The following is a 20,977-nucleotide window of genomic DNA, read 5'->3' as shown; positions in this document are numbered from 1 at the left end:
CTATATTGAAAATGTCAATTTGATTTACTTTACACTTAAGGCACCTAATGATTACTTATCCAAACAAGCTCAGTTATTGAAATTCCTACCTCTTACCTTCTTATTTATAACTCTAACTAACTCCTAATTCCTAACCCCTAACTCCTGACATCTCACCAAATAGACCCAAGTGAAACAGCATCATTTTCTCAAATACCCTAAAAAGCAGCACCCAAAAAGATACAACCTAAAACGCAAGAGAGATAAAAGAAAAGCCTCCGAAATATTTCAGAGGCTAATTGTTTCTTATTAAAACGAATTAGTATTTAAACAAAATACTTCCCCAAGTGAAACCACTTCCAAAGGCGGAAAGTAAAACCAAATCTCCTCTTTTGATTTTTCCTTTTTCGATTGCTTCGCTTAAAGCAATAGGGATAGAAGCTGCAGTTGTATTTCCATACCTTTGGATATTGTTGTAAATTTTATCATCAGGAAGCCCGAATTTCTGCTGTACAAACTGCGCTATTCTTAAATTTGCCTGATGTGGAATAAACATATCCAGATCATCTATAGTTTTTCCGGCTTTAGATAAAGCTTCCTGCATAGTTTCCGGAAATCTTGTTACAGCATGCTTGAATACAAAATTACCATTCATAATAGGATAAACTTCTTTGTTGGTAACATTGTCCGGTTCTTTACGCATCCTGTCACTCCAGCCGAACTTAGATCCTGGAAACTGTGTGCACAGCTCATCTGCATATTTCCCTTCTGAATGCATATTCATTGCCAGAATGTCTCCTGCATTTTCATCTTCGGTTGCTGAGAGCACGACAGCACCTGCTCCGTCTCCAAAAATTACTGATACACCTCTTCCTTCATCAGAAAAATCTAATCCGAAAGAATGGATCTCAGCTCCAACGACCAAAATGTTTCTGTAAGTTCCTGACTTGATAAAAGCATTGGCTACACTCATTGCATATACAAACCCGGAACATTGGTTTCTAACATCTAAAGCTCCTATCGTATCGCAGCCCAGCATATCCTGAAGCAAAACTCCGCATCCCGGAAAATAATAATCTGGTGAAAGCGTAGCAAAAACAATATAATCTATATCTTTTGCCGTGAGACCAGCATTTTGCAGAGCTTTTTCAGAGGCTTTAAATCCTAAATATGCCGACGTTTCCTGAGAATCATTTCTATTAATACGGTGTCTTCTTTCTTTTATTCCTGTACGTTCTGTAATCCATTCATCATTGGTGGTCATTAATTTTGCTAAATCATCATTGGTAACAACATGATCAGGGACATGAAAACCTATTCCTTTTATTGTACTTTTAATCATATAGTTTGTTTAATTTTGGCAAATATAAAACTTATTGAATACATACTATTTTAAAATATCAGTATTTTTACTTTATGCCGATTAATACATTTTACAGAGATTCGAACTGCGAATGGATAGACGTAGAAGCTCCAACTTCCGAAGACATACAGTTTCTTCATGAAAGATATCAGATTAACAATCTTCTTCTGGAAGACACGCTGGATCCCAATCACCTTCCAAAATATGAGGAAGATGGCAACGTAAAGTTTTTTCTTCTTCGGGAAAGTACTGAACTGGAACGTAAAAATCTTAATACAATAAGTGACATCAGTACCAAAATCGGCATTTTCATTCTTGAAAAAACAATTATAACGGTTCACCGGATGAAAACCAAAAGTATTTCGGAAACCAAAAAGCGGCTTTCTATAGAGCAGGAAGACTGTTCGTCTGATAAAATTGCCTTAATGATTGCTTTACTCATTATGAAAAGTTTTGATGATGAATCTCTGAATTTATTTGAAACCATGGATAATATTGAGAATGAAATTTTTCTGAAAAATACTAATCATACCAATGAAATACGAAGACTTTACCGTCTGAAAAGGAAATCTGGTCTAAACGCACGAGTAATGACTATATCAACCGATGCAATTGATAAATTTAAGTTTCTTAATATCCAGGATGCTGAGTTTGTTGATCTGAAAGACAAACACAAAGATGTAATTGCTGACTTTGATCATCTCAATGCACAGATTACCAACCTGATTTCTATGTTTCTCGCCCTATCTGACCAAAAAGCCAATCAGGTGATGAAAGTTCTGGCAATATACTCTGTTTATTTTTTACCTATCACTTTTATTGCCGGTCTTTACGGAATGAATTTTGACAATATGCCGGAACTGCATACAAAATACGGTTATTTTATAACTATAGGCATAATGGTTACCATAGTCATCATTACATTTATCTACGCAAGACGGAAACAATGGTAAATAAAAAACCGTCTCAGAGAAACGGTTTTATTTTTTTATTTTAAATCTAATTCGACAGTAGTAACTTTTTTCCGTGAAGGTAAGTTCATTAAAATAATTGCCATTAAAATCAATATGATCCCGATCCACTGAATCAGAGCCACTTTTTCGTTTAAAAGAAAAAATGCCATCGTCACAGAAACAGGAAGTTCTAAAGAAGAAATAATACTTCCTAAACCTAAACCCGTATTTGGAAAACCCAAATTAAATAACACTGGCGGAATAATGGTTCCGAATAATGCTAAAATAAAACCATAGGTCCAAAAAATAGATATATCGAAGGGTCTGATATGCTGTGTATTATCTGTAAAATTCAGATAAAATGATTTTAGGCTCTCTGAATATAACGGACCAATCTGCGCAAAAAACAGAAAAAGAAAGATTATTACAGAGCCACCGCTCAACATGATCATACTTTTGCGTAAAACAGGCAAGTGAGTTGCAATAGTATTGGAAGTAAACATTGTCACGGTGAATGAGGCTGCAGCCAACAATCCCCAAAAGATTCCTTTCCAATCCAGATTTATATCTAAATTAATGAGGTTGGTTGCTAATACTGTTCCGCTCAATACAATTCCTGTGGCAAAAATTTTTCTTAAACCTGGTAATTTTCTTGTCAAAAAGCTTTCTGCTACAACACTAAACCAAACCGACTGCATCAATAGGACAATAGCAACCGAAACAGCAATATACTGTACCGAAATATAATAAAAAAGACTTGTGCAGCCTAAAGAAGTTCCTGCAATCAGCAAGCGTCTCATTTCTCCCGATGACGGCGAAGAAAGTTTATTTTTTGAAGTGATTGTCTGAACAAAATTGAGAATCAAAAGTCCTATAATTCCCAAAACAAATTGTGATGTTGTGACTTCCGCTGTTGTATATCCTTCTTTATAAGACATTTTTACGAAAGTTGCCAACATTCCGTAAACGCTTGCACCCAATGCCACAAATAAAATTCCTTTAACAATATTCTTCTTCATATTTTTTAAAAAGCCGGCAAATATACAATATTTTACATTGACAGGGGTGCCTTTTTATCAATGAATCTGATAGTTTGTACCGTTTCAATACTTATTTACCATATAAACATTGATTGTTTGAAATCATTCAGGCTATTATTTAATTTACTTAAATCATTTCTGATTGTCTGCAAAAAAGTAGTAAAGTATAACTGATATTCAACGAATCATCTTTTATCCTGATAAAATATTTAAATGGAAGTTATTTTTTGATAATAATTTTTGTTCTGAAATCTACTCCTATTCCCTGAACACTTACAACATATACTCCATTTTGCAGATCTTTTGTAGAAACAGGAATTCTTGCATCCGGTGAAAACCTATCTTCAGAAAGCACTAATTTTCCTGACATATCATACATCTGAACAAATAATTTTCCAATTGTATTATCTTTCAGATAAATAAAGAACTCATCTTTAGCAGGATTCGGATAAATTTTAATCAAACTTCTATCTATTGCAGCATTTGCATTTCCTTCTCTACAGTCTGCCGGAACATAAAAATCTTCTACCTGATCGTTAATATTTGTTTTACTTCCAGCGGAAGCATTTAAACCTAAACCTCTTTTAGCAAAAGTTTTCCATATCATGCAACGATTTTCGCCACCAGTGGTAAGCATTTCGGCATTCAGCACTGCATTTCTTCCGTCAATAAATGTAGGATTGCAGGTTTGTAATTTCAAAGCATCTGTCACCAGTTGCAGAACTCTTGCACTTCCGCTGTTTTTGTTGGCGGTAACATCAGAAGAATATCCATATTTTGCAGCATACTGCCAATGAAGATCCCAAAGCATTGATCCCCATACAAATCCTATTCTGTGCACATCCGGAACAATTTCACCGTCTTCCTCAAACTCCATTCCGTTAGTATCTGCATAAGTATAATCATTTACAGAAAAATCCGGAGAATATTTTGCAGGTCTGAATCCTAAACCTGATGCAGACTGACCACTCGCATAAGATCCTATACTTCGTGGAACAGAAGCATCAGCATTTGGAGTATTGGTCAACATTAAAGCAAAAAAATCTGACCATCCCTCTCCCATTTGTTCTTTACTCTGAACTTTGGAAAGGCAGCTAAATCCGTTCCCCGTCAATCTGTTGGTAATTCCGTGACCATATTCGTGGGTGATGATTCCGTTATCAAAACTTCCGTCAGGAGTTACTGCAGTTGCCGGATCACTTTTGAGAGTAACATTTACCGTTAATGAATTACTCAACTGTGTTTTAATATATTCTCCTTCAGCATTATTAATCAAAACTGAAGGTATGGTAATTGAAGCATCTGTTCCGCCCATTGATGCAGGAAAATTAATAGCTCCCGGATTATTGTAAATAATCGTTGCAATTGCACCTGCATCCTGAGCATTTTTCACTTTCAGGGCAAAAGTACAGTTGGTTCCGCCTCCTCTTTCTATAAGACCTATTTTTCCTGTTAAAGAATTTGCAGTTAACGGAGTACAGCCATCAATCACATTTGCCAGCATCACATCTCCCGTCACACCTATACCATTCAGCTGCGGTCCAAATTGAGCTGCGCTTGCCTGCGGAACACGCGGAATTGCAGAAACAGGAGCGTTATAATAAAAATACCTGTTGACTCTTGACCAAAGATACATCTGCATTACAGGTTTTTTTCCATCAGAAGGAGTAGTAAAATTGGCATTATTTAATCCGCCTCCATCCTGAGATTCAGCCAGAAGATAATCATTTCCGATACCGCCTTTTCCAAAATTATTCTGCTGAAAATTTCTTGCAGATTCTGTAAAACCAAACTGATAGAAAATATCGTGTACCCTGTTTGCGGTATAAAACAAATTGGTAATTGCTGCATTTTGATTGAAATCCGGAGTCCCGTTGATTGAAAAAGGAAAATTAAAATTTAAGGAAGATCCGCCATCCGGAGAATATCCCGGCTGATCTTTATCATTTCTGTCTTCATATGCATAGACGTTATTACCTCTGGTAATCGTATATTTTTCGGCTCCTGTAGAATGCCAACCTTGGGGAGATGAAGATAAGATCCACGGATTTGAAACCAGCGTTCTGCTGCCAAACGTAGGTGCTTCTACCGGTAAACGAAAAATATTATAATTTGCATTATCAGCCAAAAATGTTGATGGGTATTTTTTTAGAGAATTTTTTATGATATTATTCTGATGCGTGGAATCATGAGAATACGCATCTTTATGAAAATGACATTCTAAGGTAAGGTTTTCTTTTGAAATAATTTCTCCCGAAGATGCATCAACTAAAACATTCCAGTATTTTGAATTTTCCGGATCATGGAACAAAAACTGATGACATAATTTTAAATCAGACCCTGAAAGAGTATATACAAAATTTTGTTTTGCGAAGTTTTTGTGATCAGGCTCTTTATCTGAATCATTTAGTATAATATAATCTGATATTTCATTTCTGCTAAAAGAAGCTGCAATTTTTTCTAACGCATTCTTTGGAGAAACCGTTACATCATCAGAAGACGATGTGAAACTTTTTACAAAACTGTCATTAAAATAAGTAATCTTTCTGTCTTTAATAAAAGCAGTCGCTAAAGAATTGTAAACAGGAATCCCTTTAAAGGTCTGCTGTATTTTGATAATCTCTCCATTCAAAGACTGTGAAAAATCTTTATTATCTATTTTAAAATTCGTCAGATCGGCTTTTTTAAATTCGCTGATTTTATTTTTCAGGATATAATCTTTTATCAATCTTTCATTCTCCTGTGCAAAAAGACTTATCGGAAGAACAGCAAAAAATGCAGCCAAAAGAATTCTTTTTTTAGATTTAGTAAAAAAAACAGTATTGCTATCCATGATTAATCGTTTTGATTGATAAATTTACTAACTATTTCTTAATTTCATTGCTGAATTTTAATATACGACTGCAATTATTTTATGGATTGTTGATAAACACTTATAAAACAAAAAACCACTCTTTCGAGTGGTTCTATATAAAAAATGTTCAGGATTATTTCCCTTCCATTTTCTTTTTCAATTCTGCTAAAGCATCAATATCTCCAAGAGTTGATCTTTCTTCATTGTTAGAAGAAGAAGATACATTTCTGTTAGAAGCTTCTTTTGCATTCTTTTTCTCTTCGTCTCTGAAGATTCCTGTATGGGAAACTACTACTCTCTTGAATTCTTTGTTGAACTCAATTACTTTGAAATCAGCCTCTTCACCTTTCTTGATTTTAGATCCGTCTTCTTTCTCTAATAATCTAGATGGGCAGAAAGCTTCTACTTCAGCATCTTCAAATTGTACAGAAGCACCTTTATCGTGTACTTCTACCGCTTTACCAGCGTGTACAGTTCCTTCAGCATATTTAGTTTCAAATTTATCCCAAGGGTTTTCAGTTAATTGCTTGTGACCTAAAGATAATCTTCTAGCCTGGATGTCAAGCTCAAGAACTACAACATCTAGTTTATCACCTACTGCACAGAATTCAGATGGATGCTTGATTTTCTTAGTCCAAGAAAGATCAGAGATATAGATTAATCCATCAATACCTTCTTCCAATTCTACGAAAACTCCGAAGTTTGTAAAGTTTCTTACAGTTCCAACGTGTTGAGAACCTACAGGATACTTAGCTTCTATATTTTCCCATGGATCTTTAGATAATTGTTTCATACCTAAAGAGATCTTTCTGTCTTCTCTATCTAAAGTCAATACTTCTGCTTCTACTTCATCACCAACTTTTACGAAATCTCCTGCACTTCTCAAGTGAGTAGACCAAGACATTTCAGAAACGTGGATCAATCCTTCTACACCTGGAGCGATTTCTACGAATGCACCATAGTCAGCAAGAACTACTACTTTTCCTTTTACTTTATCTCCAACTTTCATGTCAGCAGAAAGAGCATCCCAAGGATGAGCTTCTAATTGCTTCATACCCAATTGGATTCTTGTTTTCTCATCATCAAAGTCAAGGATAACCACTTTTACAGTTTGTCCGTCCTCAAGGATTTCAGATGGGTGGTTCACTCTAGACCAAGAAAGATCTGTAATGTGAATCAATCCGTCAACACCTCCAAGGTCGATGAATACACCGTAAGAAGTAATATTCTTAACAGTACCTTCAAGAACCTGTCCTTTTTCTAACTGAGCGATGATTTCTTTTTTCTGACCTTCGATATCTGCTTCGATCAATGCTTTGTGAGATACTACTACGTTTTTGAACTCAGGGTTGATTTTCACAACTTTGAACTCCATAGTTTTTCCTACAAACTGATCGTAATCTTTAATTGGCTTAACGTCGATCTGAGAACCTGGTAAGAATGCTTCGATTCCGTGTACGTCTACGATCATACCACCTTTAGTTCTAGATTTTACAAAACCGTTTACGATTTCACCTGTTTCGTGAAGTTCATTTACTTTATCCCAAGCTTTCAATGTTCTTGCTTTTCTGTGAGATAACTGTAACTGACCAGTTTTGTCTTCTCTTCTGTCAACCATTACTTCAACCTCATCACCTACGCTCAAACCTTGGTTGTAACGGAATTCGTTAAGAGAAATAACACCTTCAGATTTGAAGTTGATGTCTACGATAGCTTCTTTGTCAGTCAATCTTACAACTTTCCCAACCAATACGTCATTATCGTCTAAGTTGTTTAAAGATCCGTTGTAGATTTCTTCAAGATCGCTTTTTTCTTTTCTTGCGTCTGCATCAAGACCAGATTCGAAAGAATCCCAATCAAATTGTTCCGGTGCTACGTTTTGGTTTAATAAAACCTCTGCTGAATTTGTCTCTTTTGACATTTTCTAAAAATTTGTATTCCTTCTTTTTTAATGGTTTGAATAACTGTGGCGTTAAAAAATACGGAAGTCATTAATTATTAATAATTTACTTTTTACAAACCCTCCCACAAAAAGTTGTGCAAAATTACAATTTTATTTCAGATATGCAATACAGATCATTTGCTTTTTCTTTAAGTTATTAGAAATTATTTTTTAAGAAAAAGATTAATACAGCCCAAAGTGGCTAATAAAGAGTAGTTTACAAGAGTGGAAAATCCAATCGGTAACGATTTAGTAATGGTGCTTATTGCACTCGCTTTCATCTGATTACCCTGTAAATCAATACTGCAAATATAAAAAAATAATGGGTAAAGTGCATTGCTGCGTTACCCTTTTTTTGTTCCCTCCCATACAAAAAATATCAAAAAAAATCCCCCCACTGTGGGGAACCTGTGATATTTAACTCATTATATTTTCCAAATTTTGGATTATCAATAATAGATGTATTCCAAGAAAGATAGTGATAATTATAAAACGATTGTGCTATGGAAATCCTGTTGAGTAAAATATTATCGCAGATTAGGCATCAGGAAGACAAACTCGCTTCCGAATTAATGCCCACAGCGGAAGAGGCATACCAAATGACCTTATTCCTAAATGAAATGATGCAAAATGTAAAAGCCAAAGTATTAAAAGACGGATTTAAAAATGAGGAACAGGAAATTGACTTTTTCAAGAACATCAAACCACAAATCTTAGGGAAGCTCATTTACTATAACAAAGTTTTCCGCATAGAAACGACCTGCCCTGTCAATATAGGCGAAATACATCAGAGCTTTGTCGAGAATGAATTAAAATCTCTCAAATCAGAATATAAGGAGAGTATTTGTAATACCTATTTTTACAGGTATTACCGTGCAGGAAGAACTGACCGTGACCACAGCTATTTTATGCTCGGGAAAATTAACTACCACGATGGTTTGAATAGCGGGGTTTTTGAAATAGACCTTAGTTTTTCCACTTATTACGATAACAAAATAGCCCATATTATTGCCAATGAACTACTCTATACTTATTTACTAAACAAAATAAATCCCGAAGAAAACCCTGACCTGGTTCTATTAAATCTGAATGATGAAATCAGTAAGGACATTTCGTGGACAAATTCACAAAACGCACTTATTGAGCTGATATACGCCCTGTATGCCTCCAGTTCTGTTTCAAACGGAAATATAGGCATCCGAAAACTGGCTTTGATTTTCCAAATCCTGTTCCGAACTCCTGTAAACGATATACACCACGCTTTTCATAGGATGAAAACCCGTGCAGGTTCAAGAACGACATTTTTAGATCAGCTTAAAATTTCGTTGGAAGAATATATGGATAAAGACCTTTGACTATCAAAAGACATTTTTCAAAGCAGTACATTTCCGTGTACTGCTTTTTTTTGCCCATATCCGCCCATTGGCAAATGGAAGCAAAATGATGTAATAAGTAAAGCTAAAAACCTCAAAACCTTATTAGACAAGGGTTTCACTCAATTACAAAAATTTTCAAAAAACCGCCAAACCAATTGGCAAGCATTGGCAGACAAACACTGCCACACTTAGCAATTTTGCATTGTGAACATTAATAGCAATGCAATGAAAATAATCACTATCGAAGAAGAAGCGTGGCAACAGATCAACAGCCGTATCAATGCGATTGCCGATTATCTCAAAAGATTAAATGATACAAGCTATGATGACCTGTGGCTGAATAACCACGAGGTATGCCAATACCTGCACATCAGCGAAAAGACTTTGTGGCGTATGCGCACCAAAGGCGAAATAGCTTATTCAAAACTCTACGGGCAATACTTCTATACAATTGGAGCAATCAAGGATATGCTCAATGCCAATGCCATACAAAGCAGTGATGAATATGTACAGGAGCTTATGGCAAAAGGCAAAAGCTATATCGAGAAAGGAAGAAAGCTGAAATCAGGTAAATCTTAAAACGTGCGGTTATGAACATTGACAGAATGGAATTTTTGGCGTGGATGGAACGCCTAATGGAACGCCTCGATATGCTGGGCGACAATATAGACAGCTTACAAAAGAAACGTAACAGCATTGATGGAGAGGAATTGCTCGACAATCAGGATTTACTGCAAATGCTGAAAATCAGCAACCGTTCCCTGCAACGTTATCGCTCCATCGGCAAGCTGCCCTATTACACGATAAGCGGGAAACTGTATTACAAACTATCAGACGTGCATCAGTTCATCAGGGAAAGTTTTAATCCGCCTCTGCCTAAACTGAACGCCAATGGATGACAAACACTGCCTTTGACTGCCACATCGGGCAAGGGAGCGAACGCTACCTATACATTCGGCATTTGAACTTTAAAATATTCAGATTATGAGCGAAGAAACAGAAAACAAACAAGTAACCCCCGAACAGCTATCGGATATATTGCTGGTATTGGATAAGCAAAAGAACAAAATACAGGCGGTAACTGGCATAGATGAAAACGGCAACTTAAAAACTTCCTACCCTACAAAGGAAAACCAAAGCCAGTTTATGCGGGTGGACAAGCACGGCGATTTGTTCTCCAATTTCTTCTCCAATTTTTGGAGACAGTTAAAAAATCCAACCAATTTTTCATTCTTCAAAGTATCTGCTGATGAAGCCATAGAAAAGGCTAAGGAAATGCAAAAGCAGGTAGATAATCCCACACCTGAAGGCGAAAAGGAAATGAAAAAGAACGAAGTAAAAGCCGAACCCAAAAATGAACAAAGTGAACAGAAACAAGAAAATAAAAATGATATGGCAACAACACAGACAACCACGGACAACAGCGAATACCGCTTCAAGCCGGAACAGATTGATTGGGAAACAATGAACAATCTGGGAATAGGCAAAGAACGCCTTGAAAAACTGAACCTTTTAGACCCGTTGCTAAGGGGTTACAAAACCAATGACCTTGTACCTGTAAGCGTAAATCTCGGCGGTGCTATTGTACGCACGGATGCCCGTTTATCTTTACAGACCGCACCGGACGGAACCGTTGTGGCAGCAATACACGGCATCAGGAAAGAGCCTAACCTGAACTTTGAGTTTTTCGGACACAAATTTACCGATGAGGACAAGAAAAACCTGCTCGAAACAGGCAATATGGGGCGTGTGGTAAATTTGGTAAATTCCAAAACAGGCGAACTGATGCCGTCCATTATCAGCGTGGACAGGCTGACCAATGAGCTGATTGCGCTAAAGACCGAGTTTATCAAAATTCCTGATGAGATTAAGGGCGTGAAACTGAACGATGAGCAAAAGCAAACCTTAATGGATGGCAAGCCGCTTTATTTAGAAGGGATGATTTCTAAAAAAGGCGATGAGTTTAGTGCGAATGTTCAGTTCAATGCGGACAAAAGATATGTTGAATTTCTGTTTGACAGAAGCAACAACAATCAGCAAGCCCAAAGCACCCAACAAAACAATCAGCAAGGTAATGAGCAAAGCCAACCGCAGGAAGCTCCGAGAACTTTCAGAGGTAAAGAACTGGATGATGAGCAGTACAACAAGTTCAAAGCCGGGCAAACTATCTATGTTGAGCTGAAAGATAAAAAAGACCAGCCATACAAGGGTTATATCACTTTTGACAAAGATACCGGAAAGACCAATTTTGAGTTTCCCGGTCAGTATAAAGCACGGGTAGAAACTGCCGAAAGCCACAAAACGCAGACTGCGGTTAATTCGGAGGGTAAAACTAATGAAGCGACTAAGAATGTGAATGAGCCTTTGAAATCGGGACAGCAAAGACCGAAAAATGAAAAACAGCAGGAGCAACAGAACAAACCCAAAGCTCCTGCAAAATCCAAGGGCAGAAAAGTGTAAATCAATATGAAAACAATTATTGCAGAAAAACCAAGCGTAGCAAGGGAAATAGCCGGACTTGTGGGAGCATCCGATAAAAAGGACGGCTACCTTACAGGTAACGGCTATTTTGTTACGTGGGCATTCGGACATCTGATAGGATTGGGAATGCCCGAAGATTACGGGATTTCGGGGTTTGACAAAGCATCATTGCCGATACTTCCAAACCCTTTTATGCTGACCGTCCGGAAAGTGAAAAAGGACAAAGGCTATCAAGCCGATGCAGGAGCATTGAAGCAGTTAAAAGTCATTGAAAAGCTGTTTAACCAAAGTGAAAGCCTTATCGTAGCCACCGATGCAGGTCGGGAGGGCGAACTCATCTTCCGGTACATTTATGAGTACCTAAAATGCCGTAAGCCTTTTGAACGTCTTTGGATAAGCTCGCTGACCGAAAAAGCCATTAAACAGGGCTTTGACAACCTGAAAGACGGAAAGGAATTTGACGGATTGTATCAGGCGGCACAAGGCAGAAGCCGTGCCGATTGGCTCGTAGGCATCAATGCTACGCAGGCGTTAAGCATAGCCGCAGGCAACGGCATTTATTCGCTCGGTCGGGTGCAAACGCCGACATTGGCTTTGATCTGTAAACGCTACCTCGACAACAAAAATTTCTCCATACAGAAATTCTGGCAGATACAGCTCTTGCATAACAAAGAACAGATTAATTTTAAAAGCATTTCCGTTACCAAATGGCAGGATAAAAAGCTGGCGGACGATACATTAAATTCTATTGAAAGAAACGGAAATACTATAACTGTTATCGCCGTAGAAAGTAAAAACGTAACGGAGCAACCACCCCTGCTTTTTGACCTTACAGGCTTGCAAAAGGAAGCCAACAAAAAGCTGAACCTGTCTGCCGAAAAAACGTTGAATATCGCCCAAAGCCTCTACGAAAAGAAATTTATTACCTACCCACGTACCGGGAGCAAGTACATTCCTGAAGATATGTGGGCTGAAATTCCCAATCTTGTTAGAGCGTTACAAAACAGGGAAACCTGCAAAACTGCTTTATCCAAAATTAAATGGGGGCGTTTCAATAAACGTATCGTGAATGATTTGCGTGTTACCGACCACCACGGATTATTGATTACAGATAAAATCCCGTCCGTATTGAGTGCAGACGAAAATGCGGTGTATGATATGATTGCCTTTCGCTTGCTCGAAGCCATTTCGCAAGCCTGCATCAAAGAAATAACCGATGTTTCCTTACAGGCATTGCACTACGATTTTACGGCAAAGGGCTGTAAAATTTTAGAAGCTGGCTGGCGTATGATTAAAGGTAACTTTTCGGAAGATGATACAGAACCCATACAGGATTTGCCCGAACTGAAAAAAGGCGATGAACTCAAAATAAAAGAAGCTGCCATTCTCGAAAAGAAAACCAAACCGCCTGTGCTTTATAGCGAAGCAGGGCTTTTGTCGGCAATGGAAACCGCAGGAAAAGAAATCGAAAACGAGGAAGGACGAAAAGTCCTTCAAAACATCGGTATTGGTACACCTGCCACAAGAGCAGCGATTATCGAAACCCTGTTTACCCGCAATTATATCCAACGAGAAAAGAAATCCCTAATCCCAACAGAAAAAGGATTGCAGGTCTATGAGCTGGTCAAAAACCGAAAAATTGCAGACGTGGCAATGACCGCCGAATGGGAACTCGCTTTGCAGAAAATTGAAAACAACGAAGCAGATGCCGGAAGTTTTCAAAAGGAAATGGAAGTGTATGCAAAAACAATTACTGATGAATTGCTGCAAACTTCCATTGCCCAAAACAACCTGCCTAAATTGGTCTGCCCTAAATGTAAGAGCCAGCAACTTATTATCCGTGATAAGATTGTCAAATGTCCCGATGAAAAATGTAATTGGGTACAGTTCCGCAATGTGTGCGAAGTACAGATCAGTGTTGCCGATATTGAAAACCTTGTAAACAAAGGAAAAACTAATCTTCTCAAAGGAATGAAAAGCAAAGCAGGAAAAAAGTTTGATGCCTACATCGTATTGAACGAGGATTTTAAAACCTCTTTTGAGTTTGCCAAAAATAAAAGCTACAAAAAGTAATGGAAAATAAGCCCACTATCATACCTAAAGAAATCAGGAACCTGATTTATACCATTCGTGGTAAACAGGTAATGCTGGACAGCGACCTCGCTACATTGTACCAAGTGGAAACTAAAATACTGAACAAAGCGGTAAAAAGGAATTTAGACAGGTTTCCCGAAAAATTCTGCTTCCAACTGACCGATGAGGAAAGTGATTTTTTGAGGTTCCAAATTGGAACCTCAAACGTGGGGCGAGGCGGAAGACGTTACCTGCCCCACGCTTTTTGCGAACAGGGAATAGCGATGCTGTCTGCGGTGCTTCGCTCGGATGTTGCCGTAAAAGTAAGTATTGAGATAATAGATGCTTTCGTAGAAATGCGGCGTATGCTTATCAGTAACGCCTCCTTGTTTCATCGTTTGGACAACATCGAATTGAAGCAATTACAAGCCGACCAAAAAATTGAGCAAATCTTTAAGGCTTTGGAAAGCGACAAGCTCCACAGCGAAAAAGGTATCTTTTACAAGGGTCAGGTTTTCGATGCCTATACTTTTGTTGCCGACATTATCCGAAGTGCCGAAAGCTCCATTATCCTGCTTGATAATTATGTGGACGATACGGTACTGACCCTATTGGGCAAGCGCAGCGACAATGTAACCGCAACAATCTATACCAAAACTATCAGCAACCAGCTACGGCTGGATGTGCAAAGGTACAACAGCCAGTATGCCCCGATTGAAGTTGAGCTTTTCGCCGATGCCCACGACCGCTTTTTGATTATAGACGATACAGAACTGTACCATATCGGGGCATCGCTCAAAGATTTGGGCAAAAAGTGGTTTGCCTTTTCCCGAATGGATATTGAAGTCGGCATAATGCTACAAATTTTAAACACACAATAAATAAACCCTCTGAAATTTCAGAGGGTTTTTGTTTCCCGTTACGCCAAATCCCGCCTCTCAAAGCCAAACCCTGCCACATTATTAAAGGCTCTTATCTACCGCTATAATTTTAGTCTTAAAGCAAAATTCTAAACAAAATTATAGTATGAGTACACAGCAAAAAGACTTGTCGTATTACAGATTACGACTTCAAGAACACCTTAATTCCGGCTTTCCCGAAAAAGCAGGCGATCAGAAATTTATAGACCAGCGTTCTTCGTGGGCTGCCAATGCTTACGAGGGTGCTTTCAGTTCGGGAAACGCTATTGAGCAGTGCAACGAGATAGCCAATTACATTCTGTTTGAGGGCTTGCATTTCTCCCGTTTCGATACCATTTTCCAAGTGGTCTGCAATGAGTTTGATACCCTGATGGCAGATGAGGAACTGCGACCATTTGCCCTGAAAATGTTCCGTGTTATCGAACCTGTTTTTGCCAAATACAAGTTAACTGATGATTTCGCTTATACCACAGAGTTTGACCTGCTCTATACCGAAATAACCGGAGCAATCGCAATATGGATAGCCGAAAATGGGCTTCAGTAAACGCCAACATCTCCAAGAGAATATTGATGCCCTGCGAATTGCTTTTAAACTGGAAAAGGAGAACCGACAAGCCACCGTAGGCGAAAGACTGCTAATGATGCAATACAGCGGATTTGGCGGTCTTAAATTCGTTCTGAACCCCGTAGAGAATGAAATAGACATCAATAATTGGAGAAAAACCGAACACGACCTTTTCCCGATTACACAGGAACTGCATCAGGTCTTAAAAGAGAATGCCACAGACGAAAAGCAATACAAACTTTATGTGGACAGTATGCGCAGTTCTGTACTCACGGCATTCTATACACCGCCGCAGGTTATAGATGCTGTTTCTAACGCATTACGTGACAGCGGTCTGAAGATTGATAAATTCCTCGAACCGTCCGCAGGTATCGGCTCGTTCATACAATCCTTTTCAAAAAACCAACAGGCAAGTGTAACCGCTTACGAAAAGGATCTGCTCACAGGTAAGATTTTAAAACAGCTCTATCCGCAAAGCAATATCCGCATAAGCGGTTTTGAGGAAATACCCGAAAAGGAACAAAACAGCTACGATGTCGTTGCCAGTAACATCCCCTTTGGCGATACTTCGGTTTTCGACCTTTCTTATTCCCGAAGCCGCAACCCTGCAAAAGAGCAGGCTGCCCGAAGCATCCATAATTATTTCTTTTTGAAAGGTAATGATATGCTCCGTGAGGGCGGTTTACAGGTTTTCATTACCTCACAGGGAATTTTAAACAGCCCAAAGAATGAGCCGATACGCAGGGCTTTAATGCAGGATAACAATCTGGTTTCAGCCATCCGCTTACCTAATAACCTATTCACAGATTATGCAGGCACAGAGGTTGGCAGTGATTTAATTATATTACAAAAAGACACACAAAAGCAAAAAAATTCCTGGAGAGAAAATAAGTTCTGTGATACATATATAACAGCGGAAAACTTCTCTACTAATGTATTGTTGGGCAACCTTGAAAGGGTGGTTCATACCGACAAAAAAATAGACACCGACCCTTACGGAAAACCCTCATTCATCTACACGCATAAAGACGGTTTAGACGGTATCGCCAAAGATTTGAAGCAGATGCTTTCTGCTGATTTTAGCAAGCATCTGAATGTTTCTTTATACAAAGGCGAACGGAACGATGAGCCTGTTATCAAAATTCCGGTTACACCACCTTTTCCGCCTCCGGTTATTGAACCTGTTATCATCCAACAAAAGCCGCAACCCGCCGCAACTCCGGTAATTCATCAGGAAAGTACACAGGAATTAAAACAGCTAAGCATTTTCGACCTGTTTGAAAATGCGGAAGAACCCGTAGCTGTTCTTACCCTGCCAAAGAAAGCAACACCAACGCAAAGGCAGACCACCCGAAAAAAACGGATGCCTATTGGTCGCCAGCCCGACCTGTTCACTTCTGTAATGCAACAACCTTATGTGCCTCCTGTTTCTAACAGTTCTGCCAACGGTAATACATCATCCAACGGCAAAAAACAGGAAATAATTGGCGATTTATTTTCGCAACCCAACGGGAATGGCCAAGCTGATAAGCCAGCCATTCCTAACACCGTTGTTAATGCCATTCCCGAACCTGCGCCGTACAGTGGCAAACTGCAATCGTTCCACCGAAACGATTGTCTTGTGGTGGATAATGGTTGGGTGGGCTATCTCAAAGATTTTTACCAGGATGACGACGGCAAGAAGCAGGCAACGTTCCACCCATTGCAATTACCCACTTTACAAAAAGCAAGAGCCGAAGCGTATATCGGGGTACGTGATATTTACCAGCAGCTTTATATCAAAGAAGCGGAGCAACAAACCGAACATCAGGAAGAAAGGGAAACCCTTAACCGCCTGTACGATGCCTTTGTCAAAAGATACGGCAACCTCAACAGTGCCGATAATATCAAGCTGATTAAAACGGACAGTGCAGGTAAAGAAATGCCCTATTTGGAGCGTGTCGTTGGCGGTGTAATCCATAAGGCAGATATATTCAGCCGTCCCGTAAGTTTTTCTAACACAACCATAGCGACGGACAACCCCGAAGAAGCGTTATCGGCTTCGCTGAACAAATACGGAAGCGTGGATTTGGGCTATATGTCCGAAATAAGTAGTATGCCTACCGATGCTTTGAAAGAAGCCTTACACGGTCGCATTTACTATAATCCACTGCAAAAGGAATATGAAATAGCGGAACGCTGGGTTGCCGGCAACGTGGTTGAAAAAGCGGTGGAAGTAAGAAGCTACCTCGAAAATAATCCTGATAATGCCGAAGCCAAAGAAAGCCTTAGCGTTTTGGAAGAAGCCCGACCGACAAAGATTGAATTTGAAGAACTCGATTTCAATTTAGGCGAACGCTGGATACCCACGGGCATTTATGCACGGTTTGCATCGCACCTTTTCGATGCAGAAGTACGTGTACATTATTCGGATAGTGCCGATGACTTTTCCGTAACCTGTAAACAGAAGAACGTACATATTTGGGATAAATATGCGGTAAAAGCCCAAAGCCGGACGTATGACGGGATTGCCCTGCTCAAACACGCCCTTGTCAATACCACACCCGACATTTCAAAAACAGTAGAGATAGATGGAAAAGATGTCAAGGTGCGGGATATGGAAGCCATACAAATGGCGAACACCAAGATTGACGAAATCCGAACCGCCTTTACCGACTGGCTTCACGCCCAGAACGATGAATTCAAAACAAGGCTTACAGACCAGTACAACGATACCTTTAACTGTTTTGTCCGCCCGAATTATGATGGCACACATCAGGAGTTTCCGGGATTAGATCGCAAGGGATTAAAGATTGACGACCTGTATTCGAGCCAAAAGGATGCGGTTTGGATGATAAAGCTGAATAACGGTGCTATCTGCGACCACGAAGTGGGTGCGGGAAAGACGTTGATTATGTGTACAGGCGCACAGGAAATGAAGCGGTTGGGCTTAGCCCACAAGCCGATGATTATCGGGCTGAAAGCGAATGTACCCGAAATAGCCGAAGCCTACCGCACCGCTTATCCCCACGCTAAAATCCTCTATCCGGGCATAGATGACTTTACGCCCGAAAAACGCAGGCGGATTTTCGGCGATATTAAAAACAACGAGTGGGACTGTGTGATATTGACCCACGACCAATTCGGAATGATACCCCAATCGCCCGAAATACAAAAGGAAATTCTGCAAGTAGAATTGGACAGTGTAGAGGAAAACCTCGATGTATTACGAAGCCAGGGCGATGATGTAACCAAATGGATGCTTACAGGAGTTGAAAAACAGAAAGAAAACCTCGAAGTAAAGCTCAAAACCCTGCAACACGATATTGAAAACCGCAAAGATGATATAGTGGATTTCAAGATGATGGGCATAGACCATTTGTTTGTGGACGAAAGCCACCAGTTCAAAAATTTGATGTTTAATACAAGGCATTCGAGGGTTGCGGGATTGGGCAATCAGCAGGGAAGCCAAAAGGCAATGAACCTTTTGTTTGCCGTCCGTACCATACAGGAGCGTATTGATGCGGATATGGGCGCAACCTTTCTTTCGGGTACTACTATCAGCAATTCGCTTACCGAATTATACCTGCTCTTTAAATACCTGCGACCACGGGCGTTGGCAAAACAGGGCATCAATTCATTTGATGCGTGGGCGGCAATCTATGCGAAGAAAACAACCGATTATGAGTTTTCGGTGGCTAACAATATCGTGGCAAAAGAGCGTTTCCGCTACTTTATCAAAGTGCCTGAGCTGGCGCAATTCTATTCCGAAATCACGGATTACCGTACTGCGGAAATGATTGGTATCGATCGTCCCGAAAAGAACGAGATATTCTATAACATACCGCCTACGCCTGACCAGGAAGTTTTTATCCAAAAACTGATGGAGTTTGCCAAAACTGGCAAGGGCGAATTGTTAGGCAGAGAACCGCTATCTAAAAAGGAAGAAAAAGCCAAGATGCTCATCGCTACGGACTATGCCCGTAAGATGTCGCTCGATATGCGAATGGTAAGCCCCCATTACAAAGACCATCCTGACAATAAGGCTTCACATTGCGCAGCAAACATCGCCAAGTATTACAACAAGTTTAATGCACAGAAAGGTACACAGTTCGTTTTCTCGGATTTGGGGACGTACAAACCAAACGAATGGAATGTGTATTCTGAAATTAAACGCAAGCTCGTTGAAGACCACGGCATACCTGCGCACGAAATCCGCTTTATACAGGAAGCCAAAAACGATAAGCAGCGCAAGGCACTTATCAATGGAATGAACGACGGTACAATCCGTGTGCTGTTCGGCTCTACAAGTATGCTCGGTACAGGCGTAAACGCACAGAAAAGAGCCATTGCTGTACATCATTTAGATACGCCGTGGCGACCGTCTGACCTTGCCCAAAGGGACGGTCGGGCTATCCGAAAAGGCAACGAAATCGCTAAACATTTTAATAATAACAAAGTGGACGTAATTATCTATGCAGTAGAAAAATCGTTGGACAGCTATAAGTTCAACCTGCTGTACAACAAACAGCTATTCATAAACCAATTAAAGTCCAACAATCTCGGCAAACGGACGATTGACGAGGGCAGTATGGACGAAAAATCGGGTATGAACTTCTCCGAATATGTGGCTATCCTTATGGGAAATACCGACCTTTTGGATAAAGCCAAAATTGAAAAACAGATTGCCGGGCTGGAAAGCGAAAGGCAATCGTTCAACCGTTCTAAGTATAGTGCCAAATACAAGTTGGACGACTACACGGCAGATATGGAGAAAGCCCAATCCCGCTTTGACTGTATGAGCCTTGACTGGAATAACCTGCAAGGGCGTATCCAAAAACTGCCTGACGGAACTGTTGCAAACCTTATCAAGCTGGACGGCTTACCGCCCGATGCGGATATAAAACAGATCGGTGCAAAGCTCAACCAGCTTGCGGACAATTCCCGTACAGGTGGAGATTATGAGGAAATTGGCAGCCTTTACGGTTTTCAGATTTTGGTAAAAACGGAAATGTCGCAAAAAGACGGTGTGGATATTCGGGTAAACCGTTTTCTGATACAGGGCGAGGGCAATATCAAATACACGTATAACAACGGTATTATCGCTAAAGATGAAAAGCTGGCATCTGCTAATTTTCTTAATGCTTTGGAGAAGCTACCCGCCTACATTGAACAGGAGCAAAAGAAAATAGCCGAAATACAAAAGGATGTACCTGTTCTTCAGGAAGTGCTGAACGGTACGTGGAGCAAAGAGAACCGATTGAGCGAACTCAAAACAGAGCTGGCTTCTGTTGAACGTAAAATACACTTATCTATAAAACCCGAAACACAAGAAGAACCTGCGGAACAAGCCGAAAAAAAGCAAGAAAATCACGAGGCTTCGGAAAGCATTGTACGCACAAAAGGTGTTCACTTTCCGAGGGGTGCGCTATAATTGTAATGAGAACGAACA

General features: G+C 39.7%; 13 protein-coding genes. 9 read left to right on the top strand and 4 right to left on the bottom strand.

The window, feature by feature from the left end; translation table 11 throughout:
* Window positions 1-298: 298 nt before the first annotated feature.
* On the bottom strand, window positions 299-1,321 hold the full coding sequence (locus AC0NBN_RS02600; protein WP_160814114.1) for a beta-ketoacyl-ACP synthase III: 1,023 nt from the start codon (window positions 1,319-1,321) through the stop codon (window positions 299-301).
* A gap of 74 nt (window positions 1,322-1,395) precedes the next feature.
* On the opposite strand from AC0NBN_RS02600, the gene AC0NBN_RS02595 reads away from it, so the two are divergent.
* Complete coding sequence (locus AC0NBN_RS02595; protein WP_160814113.1) at window positions 1,396-2,295, top strand: magnesium transporter CorA family protein; 900 nt, start codon at window positions 1,396-1,398, stop codon at window positions 2,293-2,295.
* A 35-nt stretch (window positions 2,296-2,330) separates the two neighbouring features.
* On the opposite strand, the gene AC0NBN_RS02590 is transcribed toward AC0NBN_RS02595, so the two are convergent.
* The 3 genes from AC0NBN_RS02590 to rpsA all read right to left on the bottom strand — a co-directional run bounded on the left by AC0NBN_RS02590 (window position 2,331) and on the right by rpsA (window position 8,110).
* Window positions 2,331-3,314, bottom strand: coding sequence for an EamA family transporter (locus tag AC0NBN_RS02590; protein WP_160814112.1), 984 nt, complete (start codon window positions 3,312-3,314; stop codon window positions 2,331-2,333).
* Window positions 3,315-3,555: 241 nt separating this feature from the next.
* The gene (locus tag AC0NBN_RS02585) at window positions 3,556-6,168 is read right to left on the bottom strand and encodes a T9SS-dependent M36 family metallopeptidase (RefSeq protein WP_160814111.1); all 2,613 of its coding nucleotides are present in this window, start codon (window positions 6,166-6,168) and stop codon (window positions 3,556-3,558) included.
* Between the two features lie 154 nt (window positions 6,169-6,322).
* Complete coding sequence (gene rpsA / locus AC0NBN_RS02580; protein ID WP_143883834.1) at window positions 6,323-8,110, bottom strand: 30S ribosomal protein S1; 1,788 nt, start codon at window positions 8,108-8,110, stop codon at window positions 6,323-6,325.
* Window positions 8,111-8,634: 524 nt separating this feature from the next.
* Here rpsA and AC0NBN_RS02575 point away from each other — a divergent pair.
* The 8 genes from AC0NBN_RS02575 (at window position 8,635) to AC0NBN_RS02540 (ending at window position 20,959) form a co-directional block, all read left to right on the top strand.
* Window positions 8,635-9,486, top strand: coding sequence for an RteC domain-containing protein (locus tag AC0NBN_RS02575; RefSeq protein ID WP_160814110.1), 852 nt, complete (start codon window positions 8,635-8,637; stop codon window positions 9,484-9,486).
* 246 nt (window positions 9,487-9,732) lie between these two features.
* Entirely contained in the window at window positions 9,733-10,086 is a 354-nt protein-coding gene (locus AC0NBN_RS02570; protein ID WP_160814109.1) for a helix-turn-helix domain-containing protein, read from the top strand.
* Between the two features lie 11 nt (window positions 10,087-10,097).
* On the top strand, window positions 10,098-10,406 hold the full coding sequence (locus AC0NBN_RS02565; RefSeq protein ID WP_002996071.1) for a helix-turn-helix domain-containing protein: 309 nt from the start codon (window positions 10,098-10,100) through the stop codon (window positions 10,404-10,406).
* An 85-nt stretch (window positions 10,407-10,491) separates the two neighbouring features.
* A complete protein-coding gene (locus AC0NBN_RS02560) occupies window positions 10,492-11,967 on the top strand; it encodes a DUF3945 domain-containing protein (RefSeq protein WP_160814108.1) in 1,476 nt (491 codons plus the stop codon).
* A gap of 6 nt (window positions 11,968-11,973) precedes the next feature.
* A complete protein-coding gene (locus tag AC0NBN_RS02555; protein WP_160814107.1) occupies window positions 11,974-14,061 on the top strand; it encodes a type IA DNA topoisomerase in 2,088 nt (695 codons plus the stop codon).
* Window positions 14,061-14,942 (top strand): ORF6N domain-containing protein, encoded by an 882-nt coding sequence (locus AC0NBN_RS02550; protein ID WP_160814106.1) that lies wholly within the window; start codon window positions 14,061-14,063, stop codon window positions 14,940-14,942. The genes AC0NBN_RS02555 and AC0NBN_RS02550 overlap by 1 nt, the downstream gene beginning before the upstream one ends.
* A gap of 145 nt (window positions 14,943-15,087) precedes the next feature.
* Complete coding sequence (locus tag AC0NBN_RS02545; RefSeq protein ID WP_160811711.1) at window positions 15,088-15,525, top strand: DUF1896 domain-containing protein; 438 nt, start codon at window positions 15,088-15,090, stop codon at window positions 15,523-15,525.
* Window positions 15,512-20,959: an N-6 DNA methylase gene (locus AC0NBN_RS02540; protein ID WP_160811712.1), complete on the top strand. Its 5,448-nt coding sequence runs from the start codon at window positions 15,512-15,514 to the stop codon at window positions 20,957-20,959. The genes AC0NBN_RS02545 and AC0NBN_RS02540 overlap by 14 nt, the downstream gene beginning before the upstream one ends.
* The last annotated feature ends 18 nt before the right edge of the window (window positions 20,960-20,977 follow it).

Source organism: Chryseobacterium sp. L12, from assembly GCF_056133985.1.
The sequence above is the reverse complement of the archived record's forward strand: the minus strand, read 5'-3'. Positions and strand labels throughout refer to the sequence as shown.

Bases quoted from the DNA above. Each gene is read 5' to 3' on its own strand.
- AC0NBN_RS02600 (WP_160814114.1), bottom strand. From the start codon at position 1,321: ATGATTAAAAGTACAATAAAAGGAATAGGTTTTCATGTCCCTGATCAT.
- AC0NBN_RS02595 (WP_160814113.1), top strand. From the start codon at position 1,396: ATGCCGATTAATACATTTTACAGAGATTCGAACTGCGAATGGATAGAC.
- AC0NBN_RS02590 (WP_160814112.1), bottom strand. From the start codon at position 3,314: ATGAAGAAGAATATTGTTAAAGGAATTTTATTTGTGGCATTGGGTGCA.
- AC0NBN_RS02585 (WP_160814111.1), bottom strand. From the start codon at position 6,168: ATGGATAGCAATACTGTTTTTTTTACTAAATCTAAAAAAAGAATTCTT.
- rpsA (WP_143883834.1), bottom strand. From the start codon at position 8,110: ATGTCAAAAGAGACAAATTCAGCAGAGGTTTTATTAAACCAAAACGTA.
- AC0NBN_RS02575 (WP_160814110.1), top strand. From the start codon at position 8,635: ATGGAAATCCTGTTGAGTAAAATATTATCGCAGATTAGGCATCAGGAA.
- AC0NBN_RS02570 (WP_160814109.1), top strand. From the start codon at position 9,733: ATGAAAATAATCACTATCGAAGAAGAAGCGTGGCAACAGATCAACAGC.
- AC0NBN_RS02565 (WP_002996071.1), top strand. From the start codon at position 10,098: ATGAACATTGACAGAATGGAATTTTTGGCGTGGATGGAACGCCTAATG.
- AC0NBN_RS02560 (WP_160814108.1), top strand. From the start codon at position 10,492: ATGAGCGAAGAAACAGAAAACAAACAAGTAACCCCCGAACAGCTATCG.
- AC0NBN_RS02555 (WP_160814107.1), top strand. From the start codon at position 11,974: ATGAAAACAATTATTGCAGAAAAACCAAGCGTAGCAAGGGAAATAGCC.
- AC0NBN_RS02550 (WP_160814106.1), top strand. From the start codon at position 14,061: ATGGAAAATAAGCCCACTATCATACCTAAAGAAATCAGGAACCTGATT.
- AC0NBN_RS02545 (WP_160811711.1), top strand. From the start codon at position 15,088: ATGAGTACACAGCAAAAAGACTTGTCGTATTACAGATTACGACTTCAA.
- AC0NBN_RS02540 (WP_160811712.1), top strand. From the start codon at position 15,512: ATGGGCTTCAGTAAACGCCAACATCTCCAAGAGAATATTGATGCCCTG.